This window comes from Stenotrophomonas sp. TWI1409 (assembly GCF_039673015.1).
Taxonomy (GTDB): domain Bacteria; phylum Pseudomonadota; class Gammaproteobacteria; order Xanthomonadales; family Xanthomonadaceae; genus Stenotrophomonas; species Stenotrophomonas maltophilia_A.
The window spans coordinates 1-23547 of the sequence record NZ_JBDJKU010000013.1; the positions used below are offsets into that span (position 1 = coordinate 1).

The 23547-nt window shown below is 66.4% G+C and carries 16 protein-coding genes; 2 read left to right on the top strand and 14 right to left on the bottom strand.

The window, feature by feature from the left end; translation table 11 throughout:
* Positions 1-417: 417 nt before the first annotated feature.
* From ABE423_RS06325 to ABE423_RS06380, 12 genes are all read right to left on the bottom strand, one after another.
* The gene (locus tag ABE423_RS06325; protein ID WP_032127858.1) at positions 418-1737 is read right to left on the bottom strand and encodes a dicarboxylate/amino acid:cation symporter; all 1320 of its coding nucleotides are present in this window, start codon (positions 1735-1737) and stop codon (positions 418-420) included.
* Between the two features lie 57 nt (positions 1738-1794).
* Positions 1795-3510, bottom strand: coding sequence for a BatD family protein (locus ABE423_RS06330; protein WP_346485407.1), 1716 nt, complete (start codon positions 3508-3510; stop codon positions 1795-1797).
* The gene (locus ABE423_RS06335) at positions 3507-5345 is read right to left on the bottom strand and encodes a tetratricopeptide repeat protein (protein ID WP_346485409.1); all 1839 of its coding nucleotides are present in this window, start codon (positions 5343-5345) and stop codon (positions 3507-3509) included. The genes ABE423_RS06330 and ABE423_RS06335 overlap by 4 nt, the downstream gene beginning before the upstream one ends.
* A complete protein-coding gene (locus tag ABE423_RS06340) occupies positions 5342-6346 on the bottom strand; it encodes a VWA domain-containing protein (protein ID WP_032127855.1) in 1005 nt (334 codons plus the stop codon). Before ABE423_RS06340 ends, ABE423_RS06335 begins: the two co-directional genes overlap by 4 nt.
* The gene (locus ABE423_RS06345; RefSeq protein WP_032127854.1) at positions 6343-6792 is read right to left on the bottom strand and encodes a DUF4381 family protein; all 450 of its coding nucleotides are present in this window, start codon (positions 6790-6792) and stop codon (positions 6343-6345) included. The genes ABE423_RS06340 and ABE423_RS06345 overlap by 4 nt, the downstream gene beginning before the upstream one ends.
* Positions 6789-7718, bottom strand: coding sequence for a DUF58 domain-containing protein (locus ABE423_RS06350; protein ID WP_049422629.1), 930 nt, complete (start codon positions 7716-7718; stop codon positions 6789-6791). The genes ABE423_RS06345 and ABE423_RS06350 overlap by 4 nt, the downstream gene beginning before the upstream one ends.
* An 8-nt stretch (positions 7719-7726) precedes the next feature.
* Positions 7727-8752, bottom strand: coding sequence for a MoxR family ATPase (locus ABE423_RS06355; RefSeq protein WP_032127852.1), 1026 nt, complete (start codon positions 8750-8752; stop codon positions 7727-7729).
* A gap of 172 nt (positions 8753-8924) precedes the next feature.
* Positions 8925-10898 carry a type IV pilus secretin PilQ family protein gene (locus tag ABE423_RS06360; protein ID WP_049422631.1) on the bottom strand — a complete coding sequence of 658 codons (1974 nt, stop codon included), beginning with the start codon at positions 10896-10898 and terminating at the stop codon, positions 8925-8927.
* 21 nt (positions 10899-10919) lie between these two features.
* Entirely contained in the window at positions 10920-11426 is a 507-nt protein-coding gene (locus ABE423_RS06365; RefSeq protein WP_010484064.1) for a pilus assembly protein PilP, read from the bottom strand.
* Positions 11427-11452: 26 nt separating this feature from the next.
* Positions 11453-12109, bottom strand: a complete 657-nt coding sequence (gene pilO / locus ABE423_RS06370; protein WP_049400744.1) for a type 4a pilus biogenesis protein PilO — start codon at positions 12107-12109, stop codon at positions 11453-11455.
* Positions 12106-13020 carry a PilN domain-containing protein gene (locus ABE423_RS06375; protein ID WP_346485412.1) on the bottom strand — a complete coding sequence of 305 codons (915 nt, stop codon included), beginning with the start codon at positions 13018-13020 and terminating at the stop codon, positions 12106-12108. The genes pilO and ABE423_RS06375 overlap by 4 nt, the downstream gene beginning before the upstream one ends.
* Positions 13020-14078 (bottom strand): pilus assembly protein PilM, encoded by a 1059-nt coding sequence (locus tag ABE423_RS06380; RefSeq protein WP_010484061.1) that lies wholly within the window; start codon positions 14076-14078, stop codon positions 13020-13022. Before ABE423_RS06380 ends, ABE423_RS06375 begins: the two co-directional genes overlap by 1 nt.
* Positions 14079-14297: 219 nt before the next feature.
* On the opposite strand from ABE423_RS06380, the gene ABE423_RS06385 reads away from it, so the two are divergent.
* A complete protein-coding gene (locus ABE423_RS06385) occupies positions 14298-16721 on the top strand; it encodes a penicillin-binding protein 1A (protein WP_071229171.1) in 2424 nt (807 codons plus the stop codon).
* 295 nt (positions 16722-17016) lie between these two features.
* Positions 17017-17661 carry a hypothetical protein gene (locus ABE423_RS06390; protein WP_012511978.1) on the top strand — a complete coding sequence of 215 codons (645 nt, stop codon included), beginning with the start codon at positions 17017-17019 and terminating at the stop codon, positions 17659-17661.
* A gap of 281 nt (positions 17662-17942) precedes the next feature.
* Here the strand turns inward: ABE423_RS06390 and ABE423_RS06395 are convergent, their stop codons facing one another.
* Together ABE423_RS06395 and ABE423_RS06400 are read right to left on the bottom strand one after the other, a co-directional pair.
* Positions 17943-18686: a hypothetical protein gene (locus ABE423_RS06395; RefSeq protein ID WP_346485415.1), complete on the bottom strand. Its 744-nt coding sequence runs from the start codon at positions 18684-18686 to the stop codon at positions 17943-17945.
* A gap of 69 nt (positions 18687-18755) precedes the next feature.
* Positions 18756-23540: an ESPR-type extended signal peptide-containing protein gene (locus tag ABE423_RS06400; protein WP_346485417.1), complete on the bottom strand. Its 4785-nt coding sequence runs from the start codon at positions 23538-23540 to the stop codon at positions 18756-18758.
* Positions 23541-23547: the final 7 nt, after the last annotated feature.

The following is a 23547-nucleotide window of genomic DNA, read 5'->3' on the forward strand; positions in this document are numbered from 1 at the left end:
GGCGCCGGGGTGTGGAGGCCGGTAAGGGGGGCCCGCGATTCGCATCGCGAAACGTGGGAGCGGCAGCGCGCATGCGATGACGCGTACCCGGCCAGCGGCCGGCACTACCCGCCCCCGGAGTTCGGGGGCTGCGCCATAGGCGCCGGGGTGTGGAGGCCGGTAAGGGGGGCCCGCGATTCGCATCGCGAAACGTGGGAGCGGCAGCGCGCATGCGATGACGCGTACCCGGCCAGCGGCCGGCACTACCCGCCCCCGGAGTTCGGGGGCTGCGCCATAGGCGCCGGGGTGTGGAGGCCGGTAAGGGGGGCCCGCGATTCGCATCGCGAAACGTGGGAGCGGCAGCGCGCATGCGATGACGCGTACCCGGCCAGCGGCCGGCACTACCCGTCCCCGGAGTCCCGGGACGGGAATCCGGACTCAGTCCTGCTGCGGGCCCAGCGCCGGGCCATCGTGGGACTCGCCCTTGGCCACCAGGGTGGTCAGGGCCAGGTCGCCGGTCACGTTCAGCGCGGTACGGCACATGTCCAGGAAGTGGTTCACGCCCAGGATCAGGCCGATGCCCAGCGGGTTCACGCCCACCATCGCGCAGATCATCGCCACCACCGGCAGCGAGCCTGACGGCACGCCGGCCGTGCCGATGCCACCGAGGATGCAGACCGCCATCACCATGATCTGCTGGCCGATGCTCAGGTCCACGCCGAAGAACTGGGCCAGGAAGATCACCGTCACGCCCTCGAACAGCGCGGTGCCGTTCTGGTTGGCGGTGGCGCCCACGGTCAACACGAAGCGCGACACGCGCTGCGGCAGGCCCATCTGGTCGGCCACGCGCAGCGCGGTCGGCAGGGTGGCGTTGCTGGAGGCGGTGGAGAACGCCATCACCGTCGCTTCCTGGGTATCGCGGAAGAACGACAGCGGCGAACGACCGGACAGCCATACGGCCGTACCGTAGCTCACCACCATGTGCAGGCCGAGTGCCAGCACCACCACGCCCACGTAGGCACCGAGGCGGATGATCAGCTCGAAGCCGAACAGCGCGGCCAGGTTGAACATGAAGCAGGCCACCGCATACGGGGCCAGGCGGATGACCAGGTTGATCAGGGTCATCGAAATTTCGAACACGCCTTCGATGGCGCGGCGCAGCGGCGCGACCTTCTCGTTGTCGGTCAGCACCATGCCGATGCCGAACATCAGCGCGAAGAACATCAGCGACAGGATCGCGCCGTTGTCAGACGCGGCCTGCAGCACGTTGCTCGGCACGATCGACAGCAGCATGTCCATGCCCTTCGGCGTGCCGTGGATGCCCGCGACAATCTCCTTGCTGCGCTCGGCGTTCTCCGACAGCATCATCGCAGCGACCTGCGGGTCGACGCCCACACCCGGCTTGAGCAGGTTCACCAGCACCAGCCCGATGCCCACGGCAATGCCGGACAGCAGCACGGTATAGGCCAGGGTCTTCCAGCCGATGCGGCCTAGGGCGCGGATGTCGCCCATCTCCGACACACCCATGATCAGCGCCGAGAAGATCAGCGGCACGATCAGCATGAAGATCAGGTTGAGGAACAGGCCCGAAGCCGGGGTGGTGATGTAGTCCATTACCCACTTGGCACCGGCCTGCAGACCATCGACGCTGCCGCCCAGGGCGTGCACGATCAGTCCCAGGATCAGGCCGATCGCAAAGCCGATGCCCATCTTCCAATGCAGGGGCAACTTCTTCTTGTCGGCAGCAGCTGCTGTCATGCGCGGGTTTCCTCGAAAAATGAATGCACTCTAACAAAGCGCGCAAGCGGCGCCGGTTCAGGTTCGCCGCGGCGGATACAGCGGCGCCAGGCCAGTGTCAGCGGTCTTTGCTGCCGCCGACCAGTGCGGTCCGTCACGGAAGACCTCGCGCAGGCGCGTGCGCAGCGGCGCAAGATCACCCTGCCCGCCCCATCGGGCCTGCTGCAGTTCCTGCAGCACCTGGCGCTGGGCCGGGTCATCGAGCCGCGTGATGACCTGCTCGATACGTTCGACACCGGCCATCGCACACAGCTGCGCTTCCACCTGATCAAACCCTTCACCATCCAGCGCGCGGCGCAGTTCGGCCACGCCTGCACGTCCAGTCGCCACAGCCGGCACAGCGCCCTTGGCCGCCACGGGTGCCGCCACGCGCGGGCGACGGCCTCGCTGCCAGCCCCACAACAGCGTCAACAGCCACAGCAACGCCAGGCCGATGGCGGCGCCCATCCACGGCCACGGACGCTCGGACAAACCACTGGCGCGCGGATCGGTCGCCGCGATACGGCTGTCCTGGCCATCGCCATCCGGCAGCGCCGCTTCGGTGTCGATCGGCGGCAGCGGTGCAGGTGACGCACTGCCCCCCCCGTTACCGGCCACCACGGCCAGCGTCAGGTCCGGCAGCTTCGCTTCCTGTGCCTTGCCATTGCGCACGTCCCACCACGGCAGGCGCGGCCCCGGCACCACCAGCGAACCCGGCTGGCGCGGCACGATCGAATAGCGGCGGGTGATCTTCAGCCGCGGCGTACTGCCATTGAAGGTCTCTTCGTACTGCGCAGGTTCTGCGAACACCTGCGCGGCGTTGCCGACGTCGGGCACCGGCAGATCGGTGAACTGCGCGCGGGTAGCGCCTTCGGCAATCGCCTCCACCACCACGTTGGCCGCCTCGCCGGTACGGGCGCTGGTCGGTGCACTGGTGTAGCGCAGCTGCAGGCCCTGCAGCGGCAGCCATGGCTGCGGCGCCTGCGCCGGTTGCGCCTGCACCTGCAACGTGCGGTCCGCGCCAGTGGCATTCATGCGCCCGTCGCCGCCGCCGAAGAAATCGTCGAAGAAGCCACCGGCACTGCGCCCGCTGAAGCGCGCACCGGCCAGCCGAAGTGCACCGCTGCGCTCGGGGATCAGCAGGAAGCGCCGCTCGACCACGTTGTAGCGGCGGCCGTTGACCTGTCGCACATCGGTGCGGTCATCGCCCACCCGCTGCAACGACGCGCCGGCCGGTGTATCCAGCACCAGTTCGCCGGAGGCCAACTGGGAAGCGAAATACAACCGCACCACCACGCCTACGCTCTGCTGCACATACGGTGTCTCGTCATCGACAGCGGTTTCGATGAACGCCACCGCATTGCTGTCGGGACCTGCCACGGCAGCGGCATCCACCTGCAGGGTCAACGGAGCGGTACGTACGTTGCCCACCTGCAGGCCCGGCACCACCAGTGCACCGCTACGCCGTGGCGTGAGTGCCACGCCATACAGGTTGCGCTGCTGCATGCTGCCATTGCTCCACGCTACCTGGCGGCTGCTGGTCTGCCCGCTGAGGTCGAAGTCTGTGCGCAACGGTGTGAAGTCAGGGGCGCCCTGGTCGCTCTCGACATTGAGCGTGACCGTGTCGCCCATCGCGATGCGGTCGCGGTCCAGCCACGCACGCGGCTGCGCCCAGGCCAGCAGCGGCAGCCACAGCAGCAGTGCCGCCAGTACCTGTCGGGGCCAGTGCCCGTGCATGTTGATCGCCCGCGTCATCGCCCTTCCCTCTTCCTGCGTTCGTTTTCCAGCTGGAACTTGGCCCGCAGCAATGCGCCTGGATCATCCGGCACGCGCCGCATCCACGCCTCCACCGCCTGCTGCTCCTCGCGTTGGCGTGGGGTGGTGCCGTCGCTGCCTGGCACGGGCTTGCCATCCTGATCGCCTTTGCCCTCACGTGCCTGCTGCATGGCCTGCTGCATGCGCTGGCGCTGCTGCTCATCAGCCTGGGCCTGCGCTTTGGCATCCTCCACCTGTGGTGGCGCCTGCTGTCCATCGCGGCCGCGCTCGCCGGGCTGCGGGCTCGACTGGTTCTTGTCGTCACCGGGATTGGGCTGGCCCTGCTGACCCGACTGTGGCTGTCCCTGACCGGGATTCTGCTGGCCCTGCTGCGGCTGCTGGCCCTGCGGATTCTGCTGGCCCTGACCATTCTGCGGTTGTTTTTGCTGCCCGTTCTGCGGAGGCTTCTGCTGATCCTGGCCTTTGCCACCCGACTGCTTGCGCTTGCGCGCGGCATCGACCACGGCACGGTTGGCGACCGCATCTGCCATGCCGGGATGCAGTGCCAGCGCGCGGTCGTAGGCGGCAATGGCTTCGTCGTAGTTGCCCTGGCGGGCCAGCGTATTGGCCAGATTGTACCAGCCCGCATCGCTGTCGATGCCCTCGAACTGCTTGCGGGCACTGGCGAAATCACCGTTGCGGTAAGCCTGCGCACCTTCGGCCAGACGCTGGTACTGCACCTGGTCGGCGCGCTTCCACAGCGTGCCCGGCGCCGGCGGTGCGGCAGGCACCGCGGGCGCCTGCGCCTGCACATCACTCATCCATGGCAGCAGGCCCACCGCCAGCACCGCCGCCAGCAGCGCGCGGCGTCGGAAGGCCAACAGCGCCAGCAGCATCACCGGTGGCAGCAACCAGAACCCTTCATCACGCCATTGCTTGCCCTCGCCGGGCCGCTGCGCCGCAGTACCCTCGCGTGCATCAAGTACGCCCAGCGCACGCAGATCACTGTCATCGGTGGCGATGCGGGCATAGCGGCCTCCGCCTGCGGTCGCCACCGCACGCAGGCTGCCTTCATCCAGCGCGGCCTGGCGGATCTGCCCAGTGCCATCCCGGTACGCCGCACCGGCAGATGTGCCCAGCCCCAGTACCGACACCTGCATGCCGAGGCTGCGCGCCTGCGCTGCGGCCAGTGCCGCTTCATCATCCGCCTGATCGCTGACCAGCAGGATCTGCCCCCGCAATGCCCCGATCTGGCGCATCAACCGCGTCGCCCAGTCGATGCCACGGTCGGCGCGTTGTCCGTCGCGCGGCATCACATCCGGCGACAGCGCGTCCAGATACAGCGCGACGTTGCTGCCGTCATCGGTCAGCGGTGCCACGGTGTAGGCATCCTCGGCATAGACCACCAGGCCCACCTGGCCACCCTGGCGGGCACGCAGCAGCTCGCCCACTTTCGCCCGAGCCTGCAGCAGGCGCGACGGCGGCAGATCGGTGGCATTGATCCGGCTGGACAGATCCAGCACGACCAGCAGCGGTGCGCTGGCCTGGAACATCGGTTGTGCCTGCTGCCGCCAACTCGGCCCGGCCATGGCCAGCGCTGCCAGGGTCCAGCCCAGCAGCACGGCCCAGGGCAGGCGTGCACGGCGGCGCGTGCCCGCAGCCAGCAGATGCGGCAACAGGTGGGCATCCACCGCTGTTCGCCACACGTCGCTGCGCCGCTGCCGATACAACGCCACAGCGATGATCAACGGCAGCGCCAGCAACGCCCACAGCCATTCCGGACGCAGGAAGTGCAGCGCGTTCCAGTCGGGAAGATTCGAAGCAAGTGCGATCATCGGCGACGCTCCGGCCACAGCCAGGCCAATGCGCCCAGCAGCAAGGCCAGGCCCAGCGCCCATGCATAGCGTTCCTCGCGCGGTCGCAGGCTTGGTCCCTTCGCAGCGATCGGCTCGAGCCGGTCCAGTTCGGCATAGATGCCGGCCAGCTGTGCAGTGTCGCGGGCGCGGAAGAACTGGCCGCCGGTCATGCTCGCGATCTTCTTCAAGGTAGCCTCGTCGACCGGATCCTGGTCGGCGGAAATGGGAATACCGAACAGGCGCATGCTGCCATCACCGCCAAAGGCGACGGTGTGGATACGCACGCCCTCGGCACGCGCGACTTCGGCGGCACGCAGCGGTTCCAGCACGCCGGCATTGCTGACGCCGTCGGTCAGCAGAATCAGCACGCGCTGGCCTTCAGGCTGGCTGCGCAGGCGCTTCACCGCCAGGCCGATGGCATCACCGATGGCGGTCTCGCGCCCGGCCAGGCCGACCACGCTGTCGCGCAGCTGGTCGCGCACGCTGGCCAGATCGGCCGTAAGCGGCGTCAACGTGTAGGCGCGGTCGCCGAAGATCAGCAGGCCGATGCGATCACCGGCACGACGATCAAGGAAATCGGCCAGCACGGCCTTGGCCGCGGTCAGGCGATCCACCGCCTGCCCGCCCAGCACCATGTCGCCCTCGCCCATGCTGCCGGACACGTCCATCGCCAGCATCATCTGCCGGCCCTCCTGCGGCGGCGTGATCGCTTCACCCAGCTGTTGCGGGCGAGCCAGTGCGACGCACAGCGCGCACCAACCCAGCCACAACAGCAGCGTGCGCAGCCACGACACGTCAACGCGGCCGCCACCGGACAGCGCTTGCAGTTCCGTCGCCGCATAGGGCACCCGCAGCGCAGCGCCGGGATCGGCACGACGCTTCCACCAGCGCATCAGCAACGGCAACGGCAGCGCCAGCAGGGCCAACGGCCACGCCAGCTGCAGGTCCGGCCATGGCCAGTAACTTGCCAGCAGATTCATCGGCGCCGCTCCAGCAGCATGGCCAGGTAGCGCTCGCGCGCCCAGCGGCGTACTGCGGCCACCTCGTTGACGTCCACGCGTGGGCGATAGGCACCTTCGGCCAACAGGCTTCGGCGTGCTTCCGGCAATGTGCCCTGCGGATCCACGCGCTGCCACCAGGCGTCATCGCGCAGGGATTCACTGCCGGGCTGCGCCTGGCGTGCGGCGCGACGCAGCAGTCCGGCAATGGCTGCCAGTTCCGCAGCAGCATCGGCGGTAGATGCCAGCTCCTGATCGAACAGCTGCAACCAGCGTTGGCGGCGACGGCGACGCTGCCACCAGAAGAAGGCCGCCACCACCAGCAACAGCAGCACCACGCCGCCGATCATCAGATAGCCCGGTGCCGGCGGCCACCATGATGGGGCGGGTGGCACCTGCACATCGCGCAGCGGCAGGTTCGCGCTCATGCCGGCACCTCGGTCGGTGATGGCGCCAGCCAGGCATCGCTGGGCGCGTCGGTGGACAGCACCTGCACATCGACGCGGCGCGCTCCCAGCTGGCGCCGCAGGTCCTGCAGCGGTTCGACGAAGTGGGCCTGCCAATGAGCCTGGACCTCGCTGCGTCGCAGGTCGAGGCCGATGCGCTGCTGCAGGGTCTGGAACTGCAGCGCGGCTGACGGAGGCTGCAGTTCCAATGGATCCACCAGCAGCACCAGACTGAGGTCGTGGTGCTGGGCCAGCGCACTCCAGCGCGCCGGCGGAATACGGATGGCCTGCTGCGGATCGGCCAGCACCAGCACACGTGCACCCGGGCGCAGGACGCGACCGGCATGGTCCAGCGCACGTTCCAGGCCAAGGTCATCGGCCGGGGGCTGCGCATACCAGCGGGTGAGCGCGTCCAGCACGCGCAATACGCCGCGCGGGCCGCCTGCCGGTGCAATCGGTGGTTCACGGTCGCTGCCACGCAGGGCGCCGATGCGATCGCCACGACGCTGCGCCGACCACGCGGCGACGGCACCCGCGCGTGCAGCCTGCACCGATTTGAAGCGCACGCGGGTGCCGAAGTACAGGGCCGGCGAGGTATCGGCCACGATCAGGCTGACCCGCTCGCGTTCGGCCTGGAACAGCTTGGTATGGGCACGTCCGGTGCGCGCGGTCACCCGCCAGTCGATATGCCGTGCATCATCACCGGCCACGTACTCGCGTGACTCGGCATATTCCATGCCACGCCCGCGCAGCGGCGACGGCGCCTGCCCGGCGTTGCCGGCACGGCCACGGCGTGGCGGCGGCGGTCGCTGTGCAAGGCGGCGCAGCGCCACCAGTTCGGACAGTTGCGGGCGCAGCCCGTCACCGTCACTGACGGAGGAGGCGTGGTGCAGGGATGGATCGGTCATGCGCAGGCTCAGGGTGCCGGCACCCGGGCCAGCAGCTCCTGCACCAAGCGCTCACCATCCCAGCCTTCAGCGGTGGCTTCGTAGCTGGGCAGCACGCGATGGCGCAGCACGTCGGCAGCAACCGCTCGCACGTCATCGGGGGTGACGAAATCGCGGCCAGCCAACCAGGCGCGCGCGCGCGCACAGCGTTCCAGCGCGATGGAACCGCGCGGGCTGGCGCCCCATGCAATGCGGCGGCCAAGGCCAGCGTCATAGCGCGACGGATCACGCGAGGCCAGCACCAGCTCGATCAGGTAGCGTTCCAGCGCCGGCGCCATGTGCAGGTCCAGCACTTCGCGGCGGGCATCGAACACATCCTGCATCGGCAGCTTTTCCGGCGCTTGTGCGGCTTCGCCCAACGCACCACGGGCGCGCTCGCGAGCCAGGCGCAGGATCTCCGATTCGGCGGCCTGGTCCGGGTAGCCGATGCGCACATGCATCAGGAAACGGTCCAACTGCGCTTCCGGCAGCGGGAAGGTGCCTTCCTGCTCGATCGGGTTCTGCGTGGCCATCACCAGGAACAGCGGCGGCAGCGCGTAGGTGTGGCGGCCCACGGTGACCTGGCGCTCGCCCATCGCTTCCAGCAGTGCCGACTGCACCTTGGCCGGCGCGCGGTTGATTTCGTCGGCCAGCAGGATCGGATGGAAGATCGGGCCGGGTACGAATTCGAAGCGCCCTTCCTGCGGGCGCCAGATTTCGGTGCCGGTCAGGTCGGCCGGCAGCAGGTCCGGGGTGAACTGCACGCGGGCGAAGTCGGCCTCCAGGCGCGAGGCCAGCGCGCGGATCGCCGTGGTCTTGGCCAGGCCCGGAGCGCCTTCCACCAGCAGGTGGCCATCGGCCAGCAGCGCGATCAGCAGGCGTTCGACCAGCGCGGCCTGGCCGACGATCTCGGCCGACAATGCGTCGCGCAGCTGGCTGAAAGCGGCATGCAGGCGGGAGGTGGCCGGCGCGGACGGCGGCGAGACGGTTTCGGGCATCGGCGGTGGCAGGTTCATGGGGGCCTTTGACCGGCGCGGGACGGCACGGGTTCCCGACATCATCGCAGGGTGCCCTGCGAATGGCATCAAGAACGGCTGAACGGCCCATCCACGCATGGCGTGGATCTACTGGCGGAAACGCAGAAGGGCCGCGCAGGGCGGCCCTTCTGCGTTTCGCGGAGGCGCGGGCTCAGTTCTGCTTGGCCACGCGCAGCACCTTCGGGGTCACGAACACCAGCAGCTCGGCCTTGTCCTTGTTGCGGCCGCGCTTCTTGAACAGGTTGCCCAGGAACGGCACGTCGCCCAGGAACGGCACCTTGCTGATGCTGCTGCGGTCGGTGAACTCGTACACACCACCGATGACCACGGTCTGCCCATCCTCGACCAGCACCGCGGTGTTGACCTCACGGCGGTTGATCGACGGTACCGTGCCATAGCCCTGCAGTTCGATCAGGCGGTCGACTTCGTCCTTCTTCACCTGCATGTTGAGGAACACGCGGTTGTCGTTGGTGATGGTCGGGGTCACCCGCAGTTCCAGCACCACTTCCTTGAACTGCACGTTCGGGGTGGAACCGGCGCCACCGGCAGCACCGGTGCCACTGATGGTGACGTAGCCGATTTCCTTGCCCTGCTTAATCATCGCCTCGCGCTGGTTGGTGGTGACCACGCGCGGGTTGGAGATCACCTCACCCCGCGACTCTTCCTGCATGGCCGACAGCTCCACGTCCAGCAGGTAGCCTGCGTTGAGGATCGACAGCGCCAGCGAACCCGGATTGCTGGCCGTAGCCACCGGCAGGTTCCAGTTCAGGCCACGCTTGATGGTCGGGCCGCTGGGAATCGGCGCCGGGCCGACGCTGCCACCGGCCTGCCACTCACGGACCGCCTTGGCGTTGGCCAGTGCGGTATCGACCTGCGACTTGCGGGTTTCCTCGTTGGCAGCGAGGCTGCCGCTGAAGTACACGTTGTCGCGGCTGCCGCTGATGCCGAACTTCGCACCCAGCTCGCGGGCGAAGGTGTCGGTCGCGATGACGATGCGGCTTTCGATCAGCACCTGGTCGACCGGGCGGTCGATCACACTGATCAGCTCGCGCATGCGCGCGATCTTCTTCGGAATGTCGCTGATCATCAGCGTGTTGGTGCGCTCGTCGGCGACGATGCGGCCCCGCCCGGACAGGAAGCCACTCTCCTCCTGCGACGAGCCGCCACCACCGCCATTGCCGCCACCACTGCCACCACCGATGCCCTTGGCCTCGGTCAGCGCTTTGAAGATCTGCGTGGCGCTGTGGTAGTTGATCTGGACGTAATCGGTGACCAGGTCTTCGCGGTTCTCGATGGCGATGCGCGCGTCTTCCTTCTCCTGCTCGAATTTGGCCAGCTCAGCCTGCGGAGCGACCCAGATCACGCTGCCATCGCGACGCTTGTCCAGGCCCTTGGCACGCAGCACGATGTCCAGTGCCTGGTCCCACGGCACGTTGACCAAGCGCAGGGTCACATTGCCCTGTACCGAATCGGAGGCCACCACGTTGAGATTGGATTCCTCGGCGATCAGCTGCAGCACGGTGCGCACCGGCACGTCCTGGAAGTTGAAGGTCACCGGCTTGCCGGTGAAACCGCGCTGGCCGACGGCCTTGGCAGCCTGGGTGACGCTGCCGGCGGTGACGGCACCGACGGCGGCCGGCGCCTGCCGCGGGCTGATCTCCACCACGTACTCGTTGCCACTCTGGTAGGCCAGCGACTCCACCGCGCCACCGGTGCTCAGCACCAGCTGGGTACCGGCACCGGACGGCTTGGCGTCGATGCGCTGCACCGGCGTGGCGAAGTCGATGACGTTCATCGGCTTCTGCAGGTTGGCCGGCAGTCGGGCGTTACCGACATCGACCACCACGCTGTTGCCCTGCGTACGCAGGTCCGGAACCGCGCCCTGGCCGTCGAACTGGACGATCAGGCGCCCGGCGCCATCATCGCCGCGCTTGAAATCGATTTTGGCCACCGACAGGCCGGCCGGCGCTGCCGCCGGTGCCACGGTGGCGCCCACCGGCTTTTCCGCCGGTGCGGCGGCCAGCGCCGGAGCGCAGGCCAGCATCAGCGCGACTCCCAACGCGCTGACACGGTTCAAGGTAAAGCGCCGGATGGGACGCAGCCCCTTGGCTTGGTGAAAGGTCATCGTGCTATCCCCAGTAAACGATCATTGATCTTCAAGCGAGAGCGTTGCCGGCCGTTCCAGCCAGCCACCCGCGCCATCCGGCACCAGTTCGATCAGCTCCACGTGGTCTTCGAAGACCGCCGTGACCCGCCCGTCGCTCTGTCCCAGGTAGCCGCCCGGGCGTACCCGGTAGGTCACCTTGTCCGGCCCCATCACCAGCGCCACGGTGGCGGCTCCGGTGCCGATGGTGCCGACCATGTCCAGTGCGTCCAGCGGGAAGCCTTCCAGCGGCTCCTTGCGCCGGTTCGGATCCGGACGCAATCCGCCATTCCCCTGCTGCGGATTGGTCCAGGCATCGGTGAACGGGTCGCGCAGACCCTGTGCGGAGTATTCGAAGGTTTCGAACTGCTGCATCACCGGCAGCGGCTCCAGCGGCTGCGCCGGTCGCGCACGCTCGCCTTCCACCCACTTTTCAAGATTCGGTGCATCACCCGGCGTGCTGGTCACATCGCGGCCGCACGCGGCCAGCATCAGCACGACGGCAGCCATCCCACAACGCGCAAAGAGGGAACGGATCACTTCTTCTCCTCCTTGCCGGCGTCAGCCGCCTGCTGTGCCTGCACCTCGGTCTCATCCAGATAGCGATAGGTCTTGACCGTGCCGGACAGCTCCAGCGCACCACTGCGGGCGTTGCCGCTGGTCTTGTCCTTGGGCTTGAGGTTGATGTCGTGCATGGTCAGGATGACCACGCGCGGCAGCGACGCCACGCCACTGACGAAGGCACCGAACTGGTGGTAACTGCCCACCATGCGCAGCTTGATCGGCTTCTCGGCGTAGAACTCCTTGACCTGCTCCTGTTCCGGCTCGAACAGCTCGTTGGTCAGGCCGCTGGACAGCGCGGTCTGCGAGATGTCGATGATCAGGTCCGGCATTTCGGTCTTGCTGGGCAGCTGCCGCAGCATCTGCTGCAGCACCTGTTCCATCTGTGCCAGCTGCTGCTTCAGCGGCGCCAGGTTCACCGCACGCTCCTGCTGCTTGGTGAACTCCGAACGCAACTCGACTTCCTTCGATTCCAGGCCGGCCAGTTCCTCGCGCTTGCCACTGATCAGCAGCATCCACGCCACGAACATGATCACCAGCGCCAACAGCGAGCAGAAGACGATCTTGGCCTTCTGCGGCCAGTTGCCGATGTCGTTGAAATCCAGGTTCTTCAGATCGATTTTCTGGCTCATGCGCGATCCCCCTGCAGCGGGGCGTTGAAGGCCTGCGGCGGCTGCGCCAGGCGGCTGCCCTCGGGCTTCGGCGCAGGCTTTGCAGCCGGGGCTGCCGGCTGGTTCGGCGTAGCCGGGGCCGGGGTGGCAGCAGGTGCGTTGACCGGCGCGGCGGCGGGTGCGGGTGCAGCCGGTGCAGCCGGTGCAGCCGGTGCAGCAGCAGGCTGGCCGGCGGCCGGTGCAGCAGGTGCCGCTGCATCCGGGCCGGCTGCAAGCGGTGCCACTGTGGGCGGAGCCGGCGCTGCCACCGAACCATCGGCGTTGAGGCCTGGCGTACCGGCCACTTCCTCACTCTGTGCCGGCAGCTTCACCTTGACCACGAACACATAGGGCAGCGCCTTGATGTCGGCCAGCGGGCCCACCTTGCCGTCCTTGTCCTTCTCGGGATCACGCGCTTCGATGATCGACAGTTCCGGGTTGGTCATCCAACCGGAGGTCTCCAGATTGCGCATGTACGCCGAAACACGGGCATTGGACTGGGTGCGGCCTTCCAGGGTCAGCACGTCGCCTTCCTGCTTCAGCGCGGTCAGCACCAGGCCATCGGGAATCGTGCGCACCAGCGCATCGAACAGGTGCACCATCTGCGAGCGCTTGGCCTGCAGTTCCTCGATCACCTTCTTGCGGGCCAGCAGGCGTTCCTTCTGCGCGTCGAGGCGGTCGATCTCCTTGTTCTGTTCCTTGACCTTCTCGATCTCGGCTTCCAGATAGGCGTTACGGTCCATCTGGCCGCTCACCTGGCGGTCGTAGTAGAACCAGATCACCAGCGACAGCAGCAGGCCACCGATCGCGGCCATGCCCAGCATTGCGTAGAACTCGCGCTGGCGTTGCTTGCGCCGTTCGGCGCGCCAGGGCAATAGATTGATGCGTGCCATCAGTCGAAGCTCCTCAGCGCCAGACCGGTTGCGATCATCAGCGCGGGGGCATCCTGGGCCAGCGCATGCGCGTTCACCTTCGGCCCCAGGGTCATCTGTGCCAGCGGGTTGGCGACCACGGTCGGCACGCCCAGCTGTTCCTCGACCATTTCCGGCAGACCGCCCAGCACGGCGCAGCCGCCGGCCAGCACGATGTGATCAACGCGGTTGAACTCACTGCCCGCATAGAAGAACTGCAGCAGGCGGCTGATCTGCTGGACCGTGGCTTCCTTGAACGGCTCCAGCACTTCCATCTCGTAGCTTTCCGGCAGCCCGCCCTGGCGCTTGGCCAGTCCGGCTTCCTCGTAGCTCAGGCCGTAGCGGCGCATGATCTCGTCGGTCAGCTGCTTGCCACCGAACACCTGTTCGCGGCTGTACAGGCTGCGGCCGCCGCGCAGGACATTGAGGGTGGTCATGGTGGCACCGATGTCGACCAGCGCGACCACACCCTCGATGGATACCGGCAGCTCGCTGGCGACCAGGGCATAGGCGTTCTCGACCGCGAAGGCCTCCACGTCCATCACCTTGGCCTGCAGGCCACCCAGCTCCAGCGCCGACTGGCGCAGTTCCACGTTCTCCGAACGCGACGCGGCCAGCAGCACCTGGACCATCTCCGGGTTGTTCGGGATCGCCCCGATCACCTCGAAGTCCAGGTTCACTTCCTCGATCGGGTACGGAATGTAGTTGACCGCTTCCAGCTCGATCTGGGCTTCCATGTCGTTCTCGTCGAGCTCGGCCGGCATCGGGATCACCTTGGTGATCACCGCCGAACCGGCGACGGCGGCAGCGGCCAGCTTGGCCTTGCTCCCCGAGCGGTTCATCGCGCGGCGGATGGCCTCACCCACGGCCTCCACTTCCACGATGTTCTTCTCCACCACCGCATTCGGCGGAAGAGGTTCCACAGCGTAATGTTCCACACGAAAACGATTGCCACTGCGGGACAGCTGCAAAAGCTTTACCGCAGTCGAACTGATGTCGACGCCTACAAGCGGCGACTGACTTTTTGGGATGAGCCCCACGGTTTCTCCCCTGCCGACGGGCACTTGGACGCAAGACCTGCGCCCGAGCATTAATAACGTATTCTTAGCAAATGGCAACGGCCCTGCTGTGAAGTCCCTCACGGATTCACCATGCAGCCCCTGACTGTTCCCCTTGCGCTCCCCGGTGCCGACCCCAGCCGCCACCTTGCGTAATCTATACTCTGCGACCACGAAATTCGCAATCGGAATCTGAACCCGATGACTCGACTCCGCCGCTGGCTGCGCTGGATCTTCCTGATTGTCCTGGTCCTGGCGCTGATCGGCGCGGCCGCCGTGGGCGGTCTGTACTACGCCGTGTCTTCCAAGCTTCCCGACGTGCAGACCCTGCGCGACGTGGAAATGCAGGAGCCCATGTACGTCTATGCCGCCGACGGCAAGCTGATGGCGGTGTTCGGCGAGACCCGCCGTACCCCCATCACCATGAAGGACGTGCCCGAGCGCCTGAAGCAGGCGTTCCTGGCCACCGAGGATGCCCGCTTCTACGAGCATGGCGGTGTGGACTACATGGGCATCGGCCGAGCGGTGTGGCTGCTGGCCACCACCAACGACAAGCGCGTGCCGGGTGGCTCCACCATCACCCAGCAGGTGGCCCGCCAGTTCTTCCTCAGCTCCGAGTACAGCTACACCCGCAAGCTGGCCGAGATCCTGCTGGCGCGTAAGATCGAGTCCGAGCTGAGCAAGGACGAGATCTTCGAGCTGTACCTGAACAAGAGTTTCTTCGGCAACCGCGCCTACGGCGTGGCCGCCGCCGCCGAGTTCTACTACGGCAAGAAGCTGAACGAGCTGGACCTGGATGAAATGGCCTCGCTGGCCGGCATCCCCAAGTTCCCGTCTTCGGGCAACCCGATCTCCAACCCGGAACGTGCCCGCCAGCGTCGCGACAACTATGTGCTGCAGCGCATGGCTGACCTGAAGTTCGTCAGCCAGGCCGAGGCCGATGCGGCCAAGGCCGTGCCGATGCACGCCACCGCGCATGAACCGCCGGTGCAGGTCGATGCCCCCTACGTGGCCGAGCTGGTGCGCCAGGAAATGATCGCCCGCTTCGGCGGCGATGTGGTCAACAAGGGTTACCACGTCACCACCACCATCGATGCCACCCTGCAGACCGCCGCCAACCAGTCGGTGCGCGACGGCCTGCTGCTGTACGACCACCGCCACGGCTGGCACGGCGTGGAGAAGCAGGTGCAGGTGGGTGCCGGCGAAGACGCCGCTGCCCTGGCCGAGCACCTGCGTGGCATGTACGGCCAGGCCGGCCTGCTGCCGGCCATCGTCGCCAGCACCGGTGCCGATGGCAGCGCAACGGTGGTGCTGGCAAACCGCAGCGAGATCGTGCTGCCGGCCGGCGCCGCCAAGTGGACCAACAAGACCCCGGGCAAGCTGGTGCAGCGCGGCGACATCGTGCGCGTGCGCGCCGGTGCCAAGGAAGGTGAGTGGCTGCTGGACCAGATCCCGCGCGGCCAGTCCGCACTGGTCTCGCTGGATGCCCACAACGGCGCACTGAAGGCGCTGGTGGGTGGCTTCAGCTTCTCCGGCAACAAGTTCAACCGCGCCACCCAGGCCCGTCGCCAGCCGGGTTCGAGCTTCAAGCCGTTCGTCTACGCGGCCGCCTTCGACAAGGGCTACAACCCGGCCTCGATCGTGCTCGACGCCCCGGTCGTGTTCCGCGACCGCCGCGGCAAGACCTGGGCCCCGCAGAACGACGGTGGCGGCTTCCGCGGCCCGATGCGCCTGCGTGAAGCGCTGGTGCAGTCGCGCAACCTGGTCTCGGTACGCCTGCTTGATGGCATGGGCGTGGACTATGCGCGCAAGTACATCAGCGAGTTTGGTTTCGCCGAATCGGAACTGCCGCCGAACCTGTCGATGTCGCTGGGTACCGCCTCGCTGACCCCGTTGTCGGTGGCCCGCGGCTACGCCGTGTTCGCCAACGGCGGCTCACGCGTGGACACCTGGCTGATCGACCAGGTCAATGACCGCGACGGCAACCTGGTGTTCAAGGAAAACCCGGCGCTGGCCTGCCGCGACTGCGCCGGCAGCAGCGACCAGCCGGTCAACCAGGTGGTGGACGGCTTCAACTTCGGTGCCCCGGCCCCGAAGGTGGACCCGGCTGCTGCCGCCAAGGCCGAAGCCAAGACCGAAACCCCGGCCGCGCCGGTCAACCCCGATGCCCGCACCGCCCCGCGCGCGATCGACGCCCGCACCGCGTACCAGCTGGTGTCGATGATGCGCGACGTGGTCCAGCGCGGTACCGGTGCCCAGGCCAAGGTGCTCGGCCGCGAGGACGTGGGTGGCAAGACCGGCTCCACCAACGACCACCGCGACGCCTGGTTCTCCGGCTTCGGCGGCCCGTACGTGACCACCGTGTGGGTGGGCCGCGACGACTTCCGCTCGCTGGGTTACCGCGAATACGGTGGCAAGGCCGCCCTGCCGATCTGGATCGACTACATGCGCACCGCGCTGAAGGACACCCCGATCGCACAGAACGAACCGCCCAGCGGCATGGTCCAGGCCACCCTCAACGGCGCCACCGAGTGGGTGAAGGTGGAGGACATGGACCGCCTGACCGACTACGACCTGAACCTCAATACGCCGCAGGCCGACGCCGCCGCGTTCGATATCTTCTGAGGAAGGGTGCGGTGGGTGCCGCTCTGGTAGATGCCAACCTTGGTTGGCACCGATGCGGCTCTGGTAGCTGCCAACCTTGGTTGGCGCCCCGTGCCGACCAAGGTCGGCACCTACCAAAGCGTTGGTGGGTGCCAACCTCGGTTGGCACCGATGCCGCCCCGGTAGTTGCCAACCTTGGTTGGCGCCCCGTGCCGACCAAGGTCGGCACCCACCAAAGCGGTTGCATCCGCCATACCCACGCAGATGTCACATCCGTGCGCTAGTCTGTAGCCAGGTCGCAACAGGGAGTCATCGCATGCATCGCGCCCGTCAGCATGCTGCCAGCCAGACCCGCGAGCGGCGTCACCGCCTCGCCCACGAAGCCGCCCGCCTGATGGCCGAAGGCGGCATCCGCGACTACCACCAGGCCAAGTTGAAGGCCGCCAGCCGGCTCGGCATCCACGACGATGCCTCCCTGCCCCGCAACACCGAGATCGAAGACGCCCTGCGCGAGTACCAGCGGCTGTTCTCCGGGCCCCAGCACGGCAACGAACTGCAGCGCCGCCGTGAAGCCGCGATGCGCGCGCTGGAGTTCCTTCACGGCTTCGCCCCGCGCCTGGCCGGTCCCGTGCTGGACGGCACCGCCGACGCCAACAGCCCCGTGCAGCTGCACCTGCACAGTGACGACCCGGAAGCCGTGCACCGCTTCCTGGACGAACACGGCATCCCCGCCGAATCGCGAACACGCCGCCTGCGCATGGACCGCGAACGCTGCCTGGACGTGCCGGTGTGGGTGTTCAGTGCCGAAGAGCTGACCTTCGACCTGGCGGTGTTGCCGTATGACGCCCTGCGCCAGGCACCACTGTCACCGGTGGATGAGAAGCCGATGCGACGCGCGTCGGTGGCACAGTTGCGGCAGGTGCTGGCCGAAGCGGAGATCACTGCGTACATCGGCGGATGACGGTAGCGCCGGTCCATGGCTGGCGAGCGCAGCGGTGCCTGCCTTGGGTGGGTGCGGACCGTTGGTCCGCACTGTGCTTCGGGCATTTCGATGGCTGACCGGAGAGCAGTCGAGCATGGCTCGACTCTACAGGGGCGCTGCACCCGTGTTTGGTAGGTGCGGACCGCTGGTCCGCACTGTGCTTCGTGCATTTCGATGGCTGAGCGGAGAGCAGTCGAGCAAGCTCGACTCTACAAAAGCGGTGTTACCTGCTCTGGCAGATGATGCCCATCTTGCTCCCGCTACCAGACAAAACGGGCATCGCGCAGCGGGTCGCTGAGCAGCCGCGGCAACCACGGTGCGGGGGCACGCTGCGGATACTCCCGCATCATCTGTGCGTGCATGGCCTGCAGGTCCCGCAACACCCAGGACTGGTAGTAGATGTCGTTGAACCCATCCGACCAGCCACTCTTCACCCGCTCATGCTCGTCTGCCTCCAACGACGGCATCTGGTCCAGCGACACCTCCAGGATCGTCGCCAGTGCCGCGTTGATCTGCGCATTCTCCACACCGGCCTGGCGCACGTAGTCCAGCCGATCCAGCACCCGCCGGCAATCGTAGGGGAAGCACCCGCCTGTGGCCGTGATGTAGTCAGCAATGTCCGCCAGCATGTCGGCTTTCAGCCGCCACACCACTTCGCTGTCCATCACCTGCCGTACCCGCATCGTGCGCAGCGTGCTTGCCCGCACCTCCTCCGGCGTAGTGAACGGGGCACCCGGCGTGCTGCCCGCGTGGCGTACCAGCACGATGCGATGGATCGCCTCCCTGGTGACACCCTCGATGCGCAGCGCCGCGGTCTCCGGGTGCACGCGCGGCGTCGGCACGCTCAGCATCCGCCACATGTACCACAGCACCAGCAACAGACCGGCGATGCACAGCCCGCTCATCAGCGTCCACAGATCCAGGTTCCGCGTGTAGTAGCGATAGCGCGCCCGCCAGATATAGAACGTGCGATAGCTGATGATTCCCTTTACCCATCTGTACATCGCCATCTCCTGGGCGAGGACCCCGGCGCGGCGGGGTGGATTACGCGCGTCACGCCGGGGCGCCATGGCTTACCAACCGATGCCCACACCCACGCCCATGCTGCGCTCACCGCTGTTGGTGAACGCACCATTGAGGCTGAAGGTGGCTGAGCCCTTCTCGTTGAGCACGCGCTGGTAGCCCACCGCCATCGCCGACTCACCCTCGCTGTAGCCCACACCCGCACCGAGGCGGTTGTAGGTGGCCAGGCCGGCGGTGTTCATCGCCATCGCCGTCTGCGCACTGCTCATCGCGGCCATGCGGTTGAAGCGCTTGTCCATCTTGTCCAGGCGGCGCTCGACGTTGCTGATCGCACCATCGGTGTACTCGTTGGCGCGGGCCAGCATCTTCTCCAGTTCAGCGGTGTCGACCTGCGGCTTCGGCGAGTCATCCTTGTTGGCCTTCGGCTGCGGTGTGGGCTTGTCGCCCTCGCCTACCGAGGCGACCTGCTGGGAATCCTTGCCATCCGGTATCACAGGAGTTTCCTCGGCCTGCGGCGTCGGCACCGAGGACGACACCAGTGCACGCGGTGCCGGGGCATCGTCGATGCGCTGCTCCAGACCGTCCATGCGGCCGTTGAGCTGCTGCTGCATCGAATGCAGCTGGCCACCGTTGACCGCATCACGGCTGCCGGCCGCGATCAGGCCGTTGGCCACGTTGGAAATGACCATGCCATTGGCGCCGGCGAGGGTGAGCTGGTTGACGCCGTCGGCGCGGACCGAGGGCGTGTCCTGGAAAACGGAGCGGAGCTGGGTTTCGACCCTGTCCACGCGCGAGGTGTTGGTGACGACCGCACCATCCAGCGCCTCCAGTGCACCATTCAACGTGGACTGCGCCTGGCCCTGGACGTTGAAGCGCGGGCCGACGATGTTGCCGTTGGCATCCACCTCGCCGCCGAGGGCGGAGAGTGCACCGCGCAGCTGACCGACGGTGGCGGCATTGTGGTTGGCGGTGCCGTTGGCGATGTTTACGAGGCGGCGCTTCATACCGACACCCCCAAATGACACAACTCCTTCTTCATCTGCCAGGGAACCGTTTCCAAGTGCCAGGGAGCCATGAGCTCCGCCTTCAACTCTTGCGGCAGCACCAATCGCGATACCTTCATTCGCACCGCCCACGCCTCCACCGACCTGTGCACCGACTCCCATTGCGAATCCATTCGCAGAGTCCACAGAGACAGTCGCCGCTCTACCAATTGCGGTGGAGTTCTTTCCCATCGCCTCCGCAAACGTGCCCACCGCGGTTCCTCCTTCTAGTCCAGTCTTTGCTGAATTTCCGACCGCAACGCCTGCCACACCGGCTGCAGCACGCTCACTGAAGGGGGCTGAGCCGATACTCATGAACTGCGCGTCGCCCTCAAGTTCCGAAATGCGGCTATTGGTCTCATAGAGCTGACTGCCGCGCACAACGTCCGAGCTGTCAGCCGAGAGCTTCGCCTCGGCCACGCCAGTCAAACGCGCACCACCGTAGTCGATGACGCTCGCATCCAACCCACGCATTGCCTGCTGCCCCATCTCCCGCTCCTTGCGCATCGCCTCCAGATCATTCCGATTCTGCGAGATCTTCTGCTCTGCGGCGTACAGCTGGTTGCCTGTTACGGCATCACGGCTTCCTGGGGCTACTCGGCCGTCGGCAAGATTGGTCAGCACCATGCCGTTCACGCCATTCAGCGCGATCTGGCTCATGCCGTCGGCACGGGCCGAGGGTGAATCCTGGAAGATCGAGCTCAGCTGACCTTCCACCTTGTCCGCGCGACGACCGGCGGTGATGACGGCGCCATCGAGTGCCGTCAGCGCATCCTCGACGGTGCTCTGCGTTCCGCCCTGCACTGCGTAGGTCGGTGCGATGATATTTCCGCTGCCATCCATACCTGCGCCGCCGCCGAGGGTGGCGAGGGAATCCTTGAGCTGGGAGACAGTGGTGGCGTTGTGGTCGGCGGTGCCTCGGGCGATGTTGGTGAGACGACGTTGAGTTGTAGCATTACCAAAAGACGCCGTTCCAGGCTCATCTGCAGCGGAGTCTGCACCCAACGCCATGGAGCCAACAGCAGAGCTCCCAACCACAGCGCCCGCTCCGATCGCAACTCCGTTGTTTGCATGCACCTGAGCACCTGCCCCCATCGCAAAACCATCTGAGGCGCCACCAGCGACTCCAGCTCCACGGCCAACTGCCACTGAGTTCTTTCCCAGCGCTGTTGCGAATGCCCCCAAGGCGGTGCCACCTTCAGCTCCGGCCTTCGCTGAATCACCAATAGCCACCCCAAGCAAGGCCGCCTCTGCGCGCTCACTGAATGAGTCAACACCCACACTCACATAGTGATTGGCGCTCTCCAAATCCGAAATTCGACTATTCGTCGCGTAGAGCTGGCGACCCGACACGGCCTCTGTGCTACTGGCATCAATAGAGCCATCTGCAACACCACTGATCTTCCGTTCGGCATTGGCGCTATTGCGCACATCCAACGTCGTGCCGCTGTTCTTCTCGCCCAAGCGCACATTGCCAGACGCAGATACCTGCGCCACAAGCCCACCCAATGCCGCTGTCTCGGTCAGCGCCTTGGCTGCATCCGTCTTTGCCGCAGCAGCTTCCGTGCCCGCAGCCCTGGCAATGCCCTCCACCATCGTCACCTTGTCATTGGTGGAGTTGAGCTGCCTGCCGTTGACGGCCTCATAGCTGCTGGCGCTGACCGCACCATCGGCCACGCCGGTCAGCTTCCGATTCGCATTCGCGCTGTTGCGCACATCCAGCACGGTGCCGCTGTTCTTCTCGCCAACACGAACGTTGCCGTTGACAGCGACTTGACCGACAAGACCACTCAGCACTCCGGTTTCAGCCAACGCCTTATCCGCACTGACCTTCGCCGCGGTGGCTGCCGTCTGGGCCGCAGTCACGTTCGCGTTGGTTTCATGGAGCTGCTTGCCGGTCACGGCCTCGTTGCTGGTCGCGCTGATGGCCCCATCGGCGACGCCCATAATCCTGCGGTTCGCATTGGCGCTGTTGCGCACATCCAGCTGCGTGCCACTGTTCTTCTGGCCCAGACGAACACTGCCATTGGCAGCGGTCTGGTTGACCAGGCCACCCAGCACCACCGTCTCGGCCAGTGCCTTGCCCGATTCCACCTTTGCGGCATTGGCAGTGGTGGTCGCGCCGTCTGCTGCTGTCTGGGCCTTGGTCACGGCCTGGTTGGTGGCATGAAGCTGGTTACCGGTGATGGCATCCGTGCTGCCGGCCCCCACTACGCCATCGGCGATGTACTGGATCTTCCGCTTCCTGCTGGCGCTGCCAACCGATACCGAATTGGCCGAAGCGGTCACTGCACCTGCACCCAGCGCAACGGCATTCTCATGTGAAGCCTGAGAGCGGTCACCCAGCGCCACGGAACTGGTGTTCGTAGCCTTGGCCAGATTGCCCAGCGCGCTGGCGAACTGCGCCGTTGCCTCGCTGCCACGCCCCAGTGCCGTTGCCTGGCTGGCGCCTGCCTTGCTCAGATAGCCAACCGCCGTAGCGTGCTCAGCCTGGGCTTTGGCATCACCGCCTACGGCAATCGAGAAGTTGCCGCTTGCATTTGCACGGAAGCCGGTTGCAACCGCGCCGTTGGCGCTACGGGTTCCGGCACCGACCGAGACACCCGCGTTCTGGTTGGCCACCTTGTTCCCATCCGCATCCACGCCGGCGCGCGCGTCATCACCCAGCGCTACGCTGCGGCCGTTGTACGCTTTGGCATTGTTGCCGAGTGCGGTGCTGATGCCGAAGCTGCCATTCTCTGCGGTAGCTCCCTTGCCCAAGGCCAGAGTCGCGGCGTCGATCCGATTCGCGGCCGCCTGCGCGATGGCCCGTACCGCTGCCACGTCTACTTTCGCAGCATCTGCGGTCTTCTCAACAGTCCCCAACTTGGTGTTGGTGGCATGAAGCTGCTTGCCGGAAACCGCGTCGGTACTGCTTGTGCCCAGGGTGCCATCCGCTACGCCGGTAACTTTGCGATTGGCTCCCGTGCCATTGCGTACATCAAGCACGGTTCCAGTATTACCAGAGCCCAGCCTGATGTTTCCGGCCGCGGACGTCTGATAGATCATGGATTCGGTCTTCTGGCGCTCTTCATACAACTGCTTGCCCGTGACTGCGTCTGTGCTACCCGAATTCAAACGCGCATCCTGGACATTGACGATGCGGCGCTTCTCGCTGGAGCTGCCCACAGAGACGACATTGTCTTCGTTGGTGATTGCGTTGGCTCCCAGCGCCACCGAGTTCTGGTTCTGCGCGAGCGCGCCGCTCCCCAGTGCCACCGCATTCGTGCGGGTTGCACCGGAATCATTGCCCAGCGACGTTGACCCGAATCCTGATGCTCTGGATTTCGCTCCCAGACCCACACTGTGTCCACCCACAGCCTTCGATTGATAGCCTATGGCAACGTTGTCGACGCCATAGGTCTCCACCGAGTTGCCAAAGGCGGAACTGTTGTTGCCGTTGATGCGAATTCCGTGCCCGAACCCGGTTGTATTCTGCCCTATCGCTATAGCGCCACCACCTGTAAGCAAGGGTGCCGTCGAACTCAGCAGCGAGAATGCGCGGACGCCCGGAGCCGTCGCCGCCTTGTAGAGGCACCCCTCACGCCACGCCTCTTCCGCTCCGCAGTCAGGGCTCGCTACTGCAGCGGCGTGAGCGGCCACCGTGAGCGACTGGAAGGCTACAAGCAAAGCCACGCGCTGTGCGCCCTTGCGATGCTGCGACGATGCTCCGCACACCGTCTTGGCGAATTCACTGCCCACCACCCAGCACTGCTTGGCCACACTCCAGATACGTCGATAGATTCGATTCATGCTTGTT

Coding starts and splice junctions, on each gene's coding strand:
- ABE423_RS06325 (WP_032127858.1), bottom strand. CDS start 1,737: ATGACAGCAGCTGCTGCCGACAAGAAGAAGTTGCCCCTGCATTGGAAG.
- ABE423_RS06330 (WP_346485407.1), bottom strand. CDS start 3,510: ATGACGCGGGCGATCAACATGCACGGGCACTGGCCCCGACAGGTACTG.
- ABE423_RS06335 (WP_346485409.1), bottom strand. CDS start 5,345: ATGATCGCACTTGCTTCGAATCTTCCCGACTGGAACGCGCTGCACTTC.
- ABE423_RS06340 (WP_032127855.1), bottom strand. CDS start 6,346: ATGAATCTGCTGGCAAGTTACTGGCCATGGCCGGACCTGCAGCTGGCG.
- ABE423_RS06345 (WP_032127854.1), bottom strand. CDS start 6,792: ATGAGCGCGAACCTGCCGCTGCGCGATGTGCAGGTGCCACCCGCCCCA.
- ABE423_RS06350 (WP_049422629.1), bottom strand. CDS start 7,718: ATGACCGATCCATCCCTGCACCACGCCTCCTCCGTCAGTGACGGTGAC.
- ABE423_RS06355 (WP_032127852.1), bottom strand. CDS start 8,752: ATGAACCTGCCACCGCCGATGCCCGAAACCGTCTCGCCGCCGTCCGCG.
- ABE423_RS06360 (WP_049422631.1), bottom strand. CDS start 10,898: ATGACCTTTCACCAAGCCAAGGGGCTGCGTCCCATCCGGCGCTTTACC.
- ABE423_RS06365 (WP_010484064.1), bottom strand. CDS start 11,426: ATGGCTGCCGTCGTGCTGATGCTGGCCGCGTGCGGCCGCGATGTGACC.
- pilO (WP_049400744.1), bottom strand. CDS start 12,109: ATGAGCCAGAAAATCGATCTGAAGAACCTGGATTTCAACGACATCGGC.
- ABE423_RS06375 (WP_346485412.1), bottom strand. CDS start 13,020: ATGGCACGCATCAATCTATTGCCCTGGCGCGCCGAACGGCGCAAGCAA.
- ABE423_RS06385 (WP_071229171.1), top strand. CDS start 14,298: ATGACTCGACTCCGCCGCTGGCTGCGCTGGATCTTCCTGATTGTCCTG.
- ABE423_RS06390 (WP_012511978.1), top strand. CDS start 17,017: ATGCATCGCGCCCGTCAGCATGCTGCCAGCCAGACCCGCGAGCGGCGT.
- ABE423_RS06395 (WP_346485415.1), bottom strand. CDS start 18,686: ATGTACAGATGGGTAAAGGGAATCATCAGCTATCGCACGTTCTATATC.
- ABE423_RS06400 (WP_346485417.1), bottom strand. CDS start 23,540: ATGAATCGAATCTATCGACGTATCTGGAGTGTGGCCAAGCAGTGCTGG.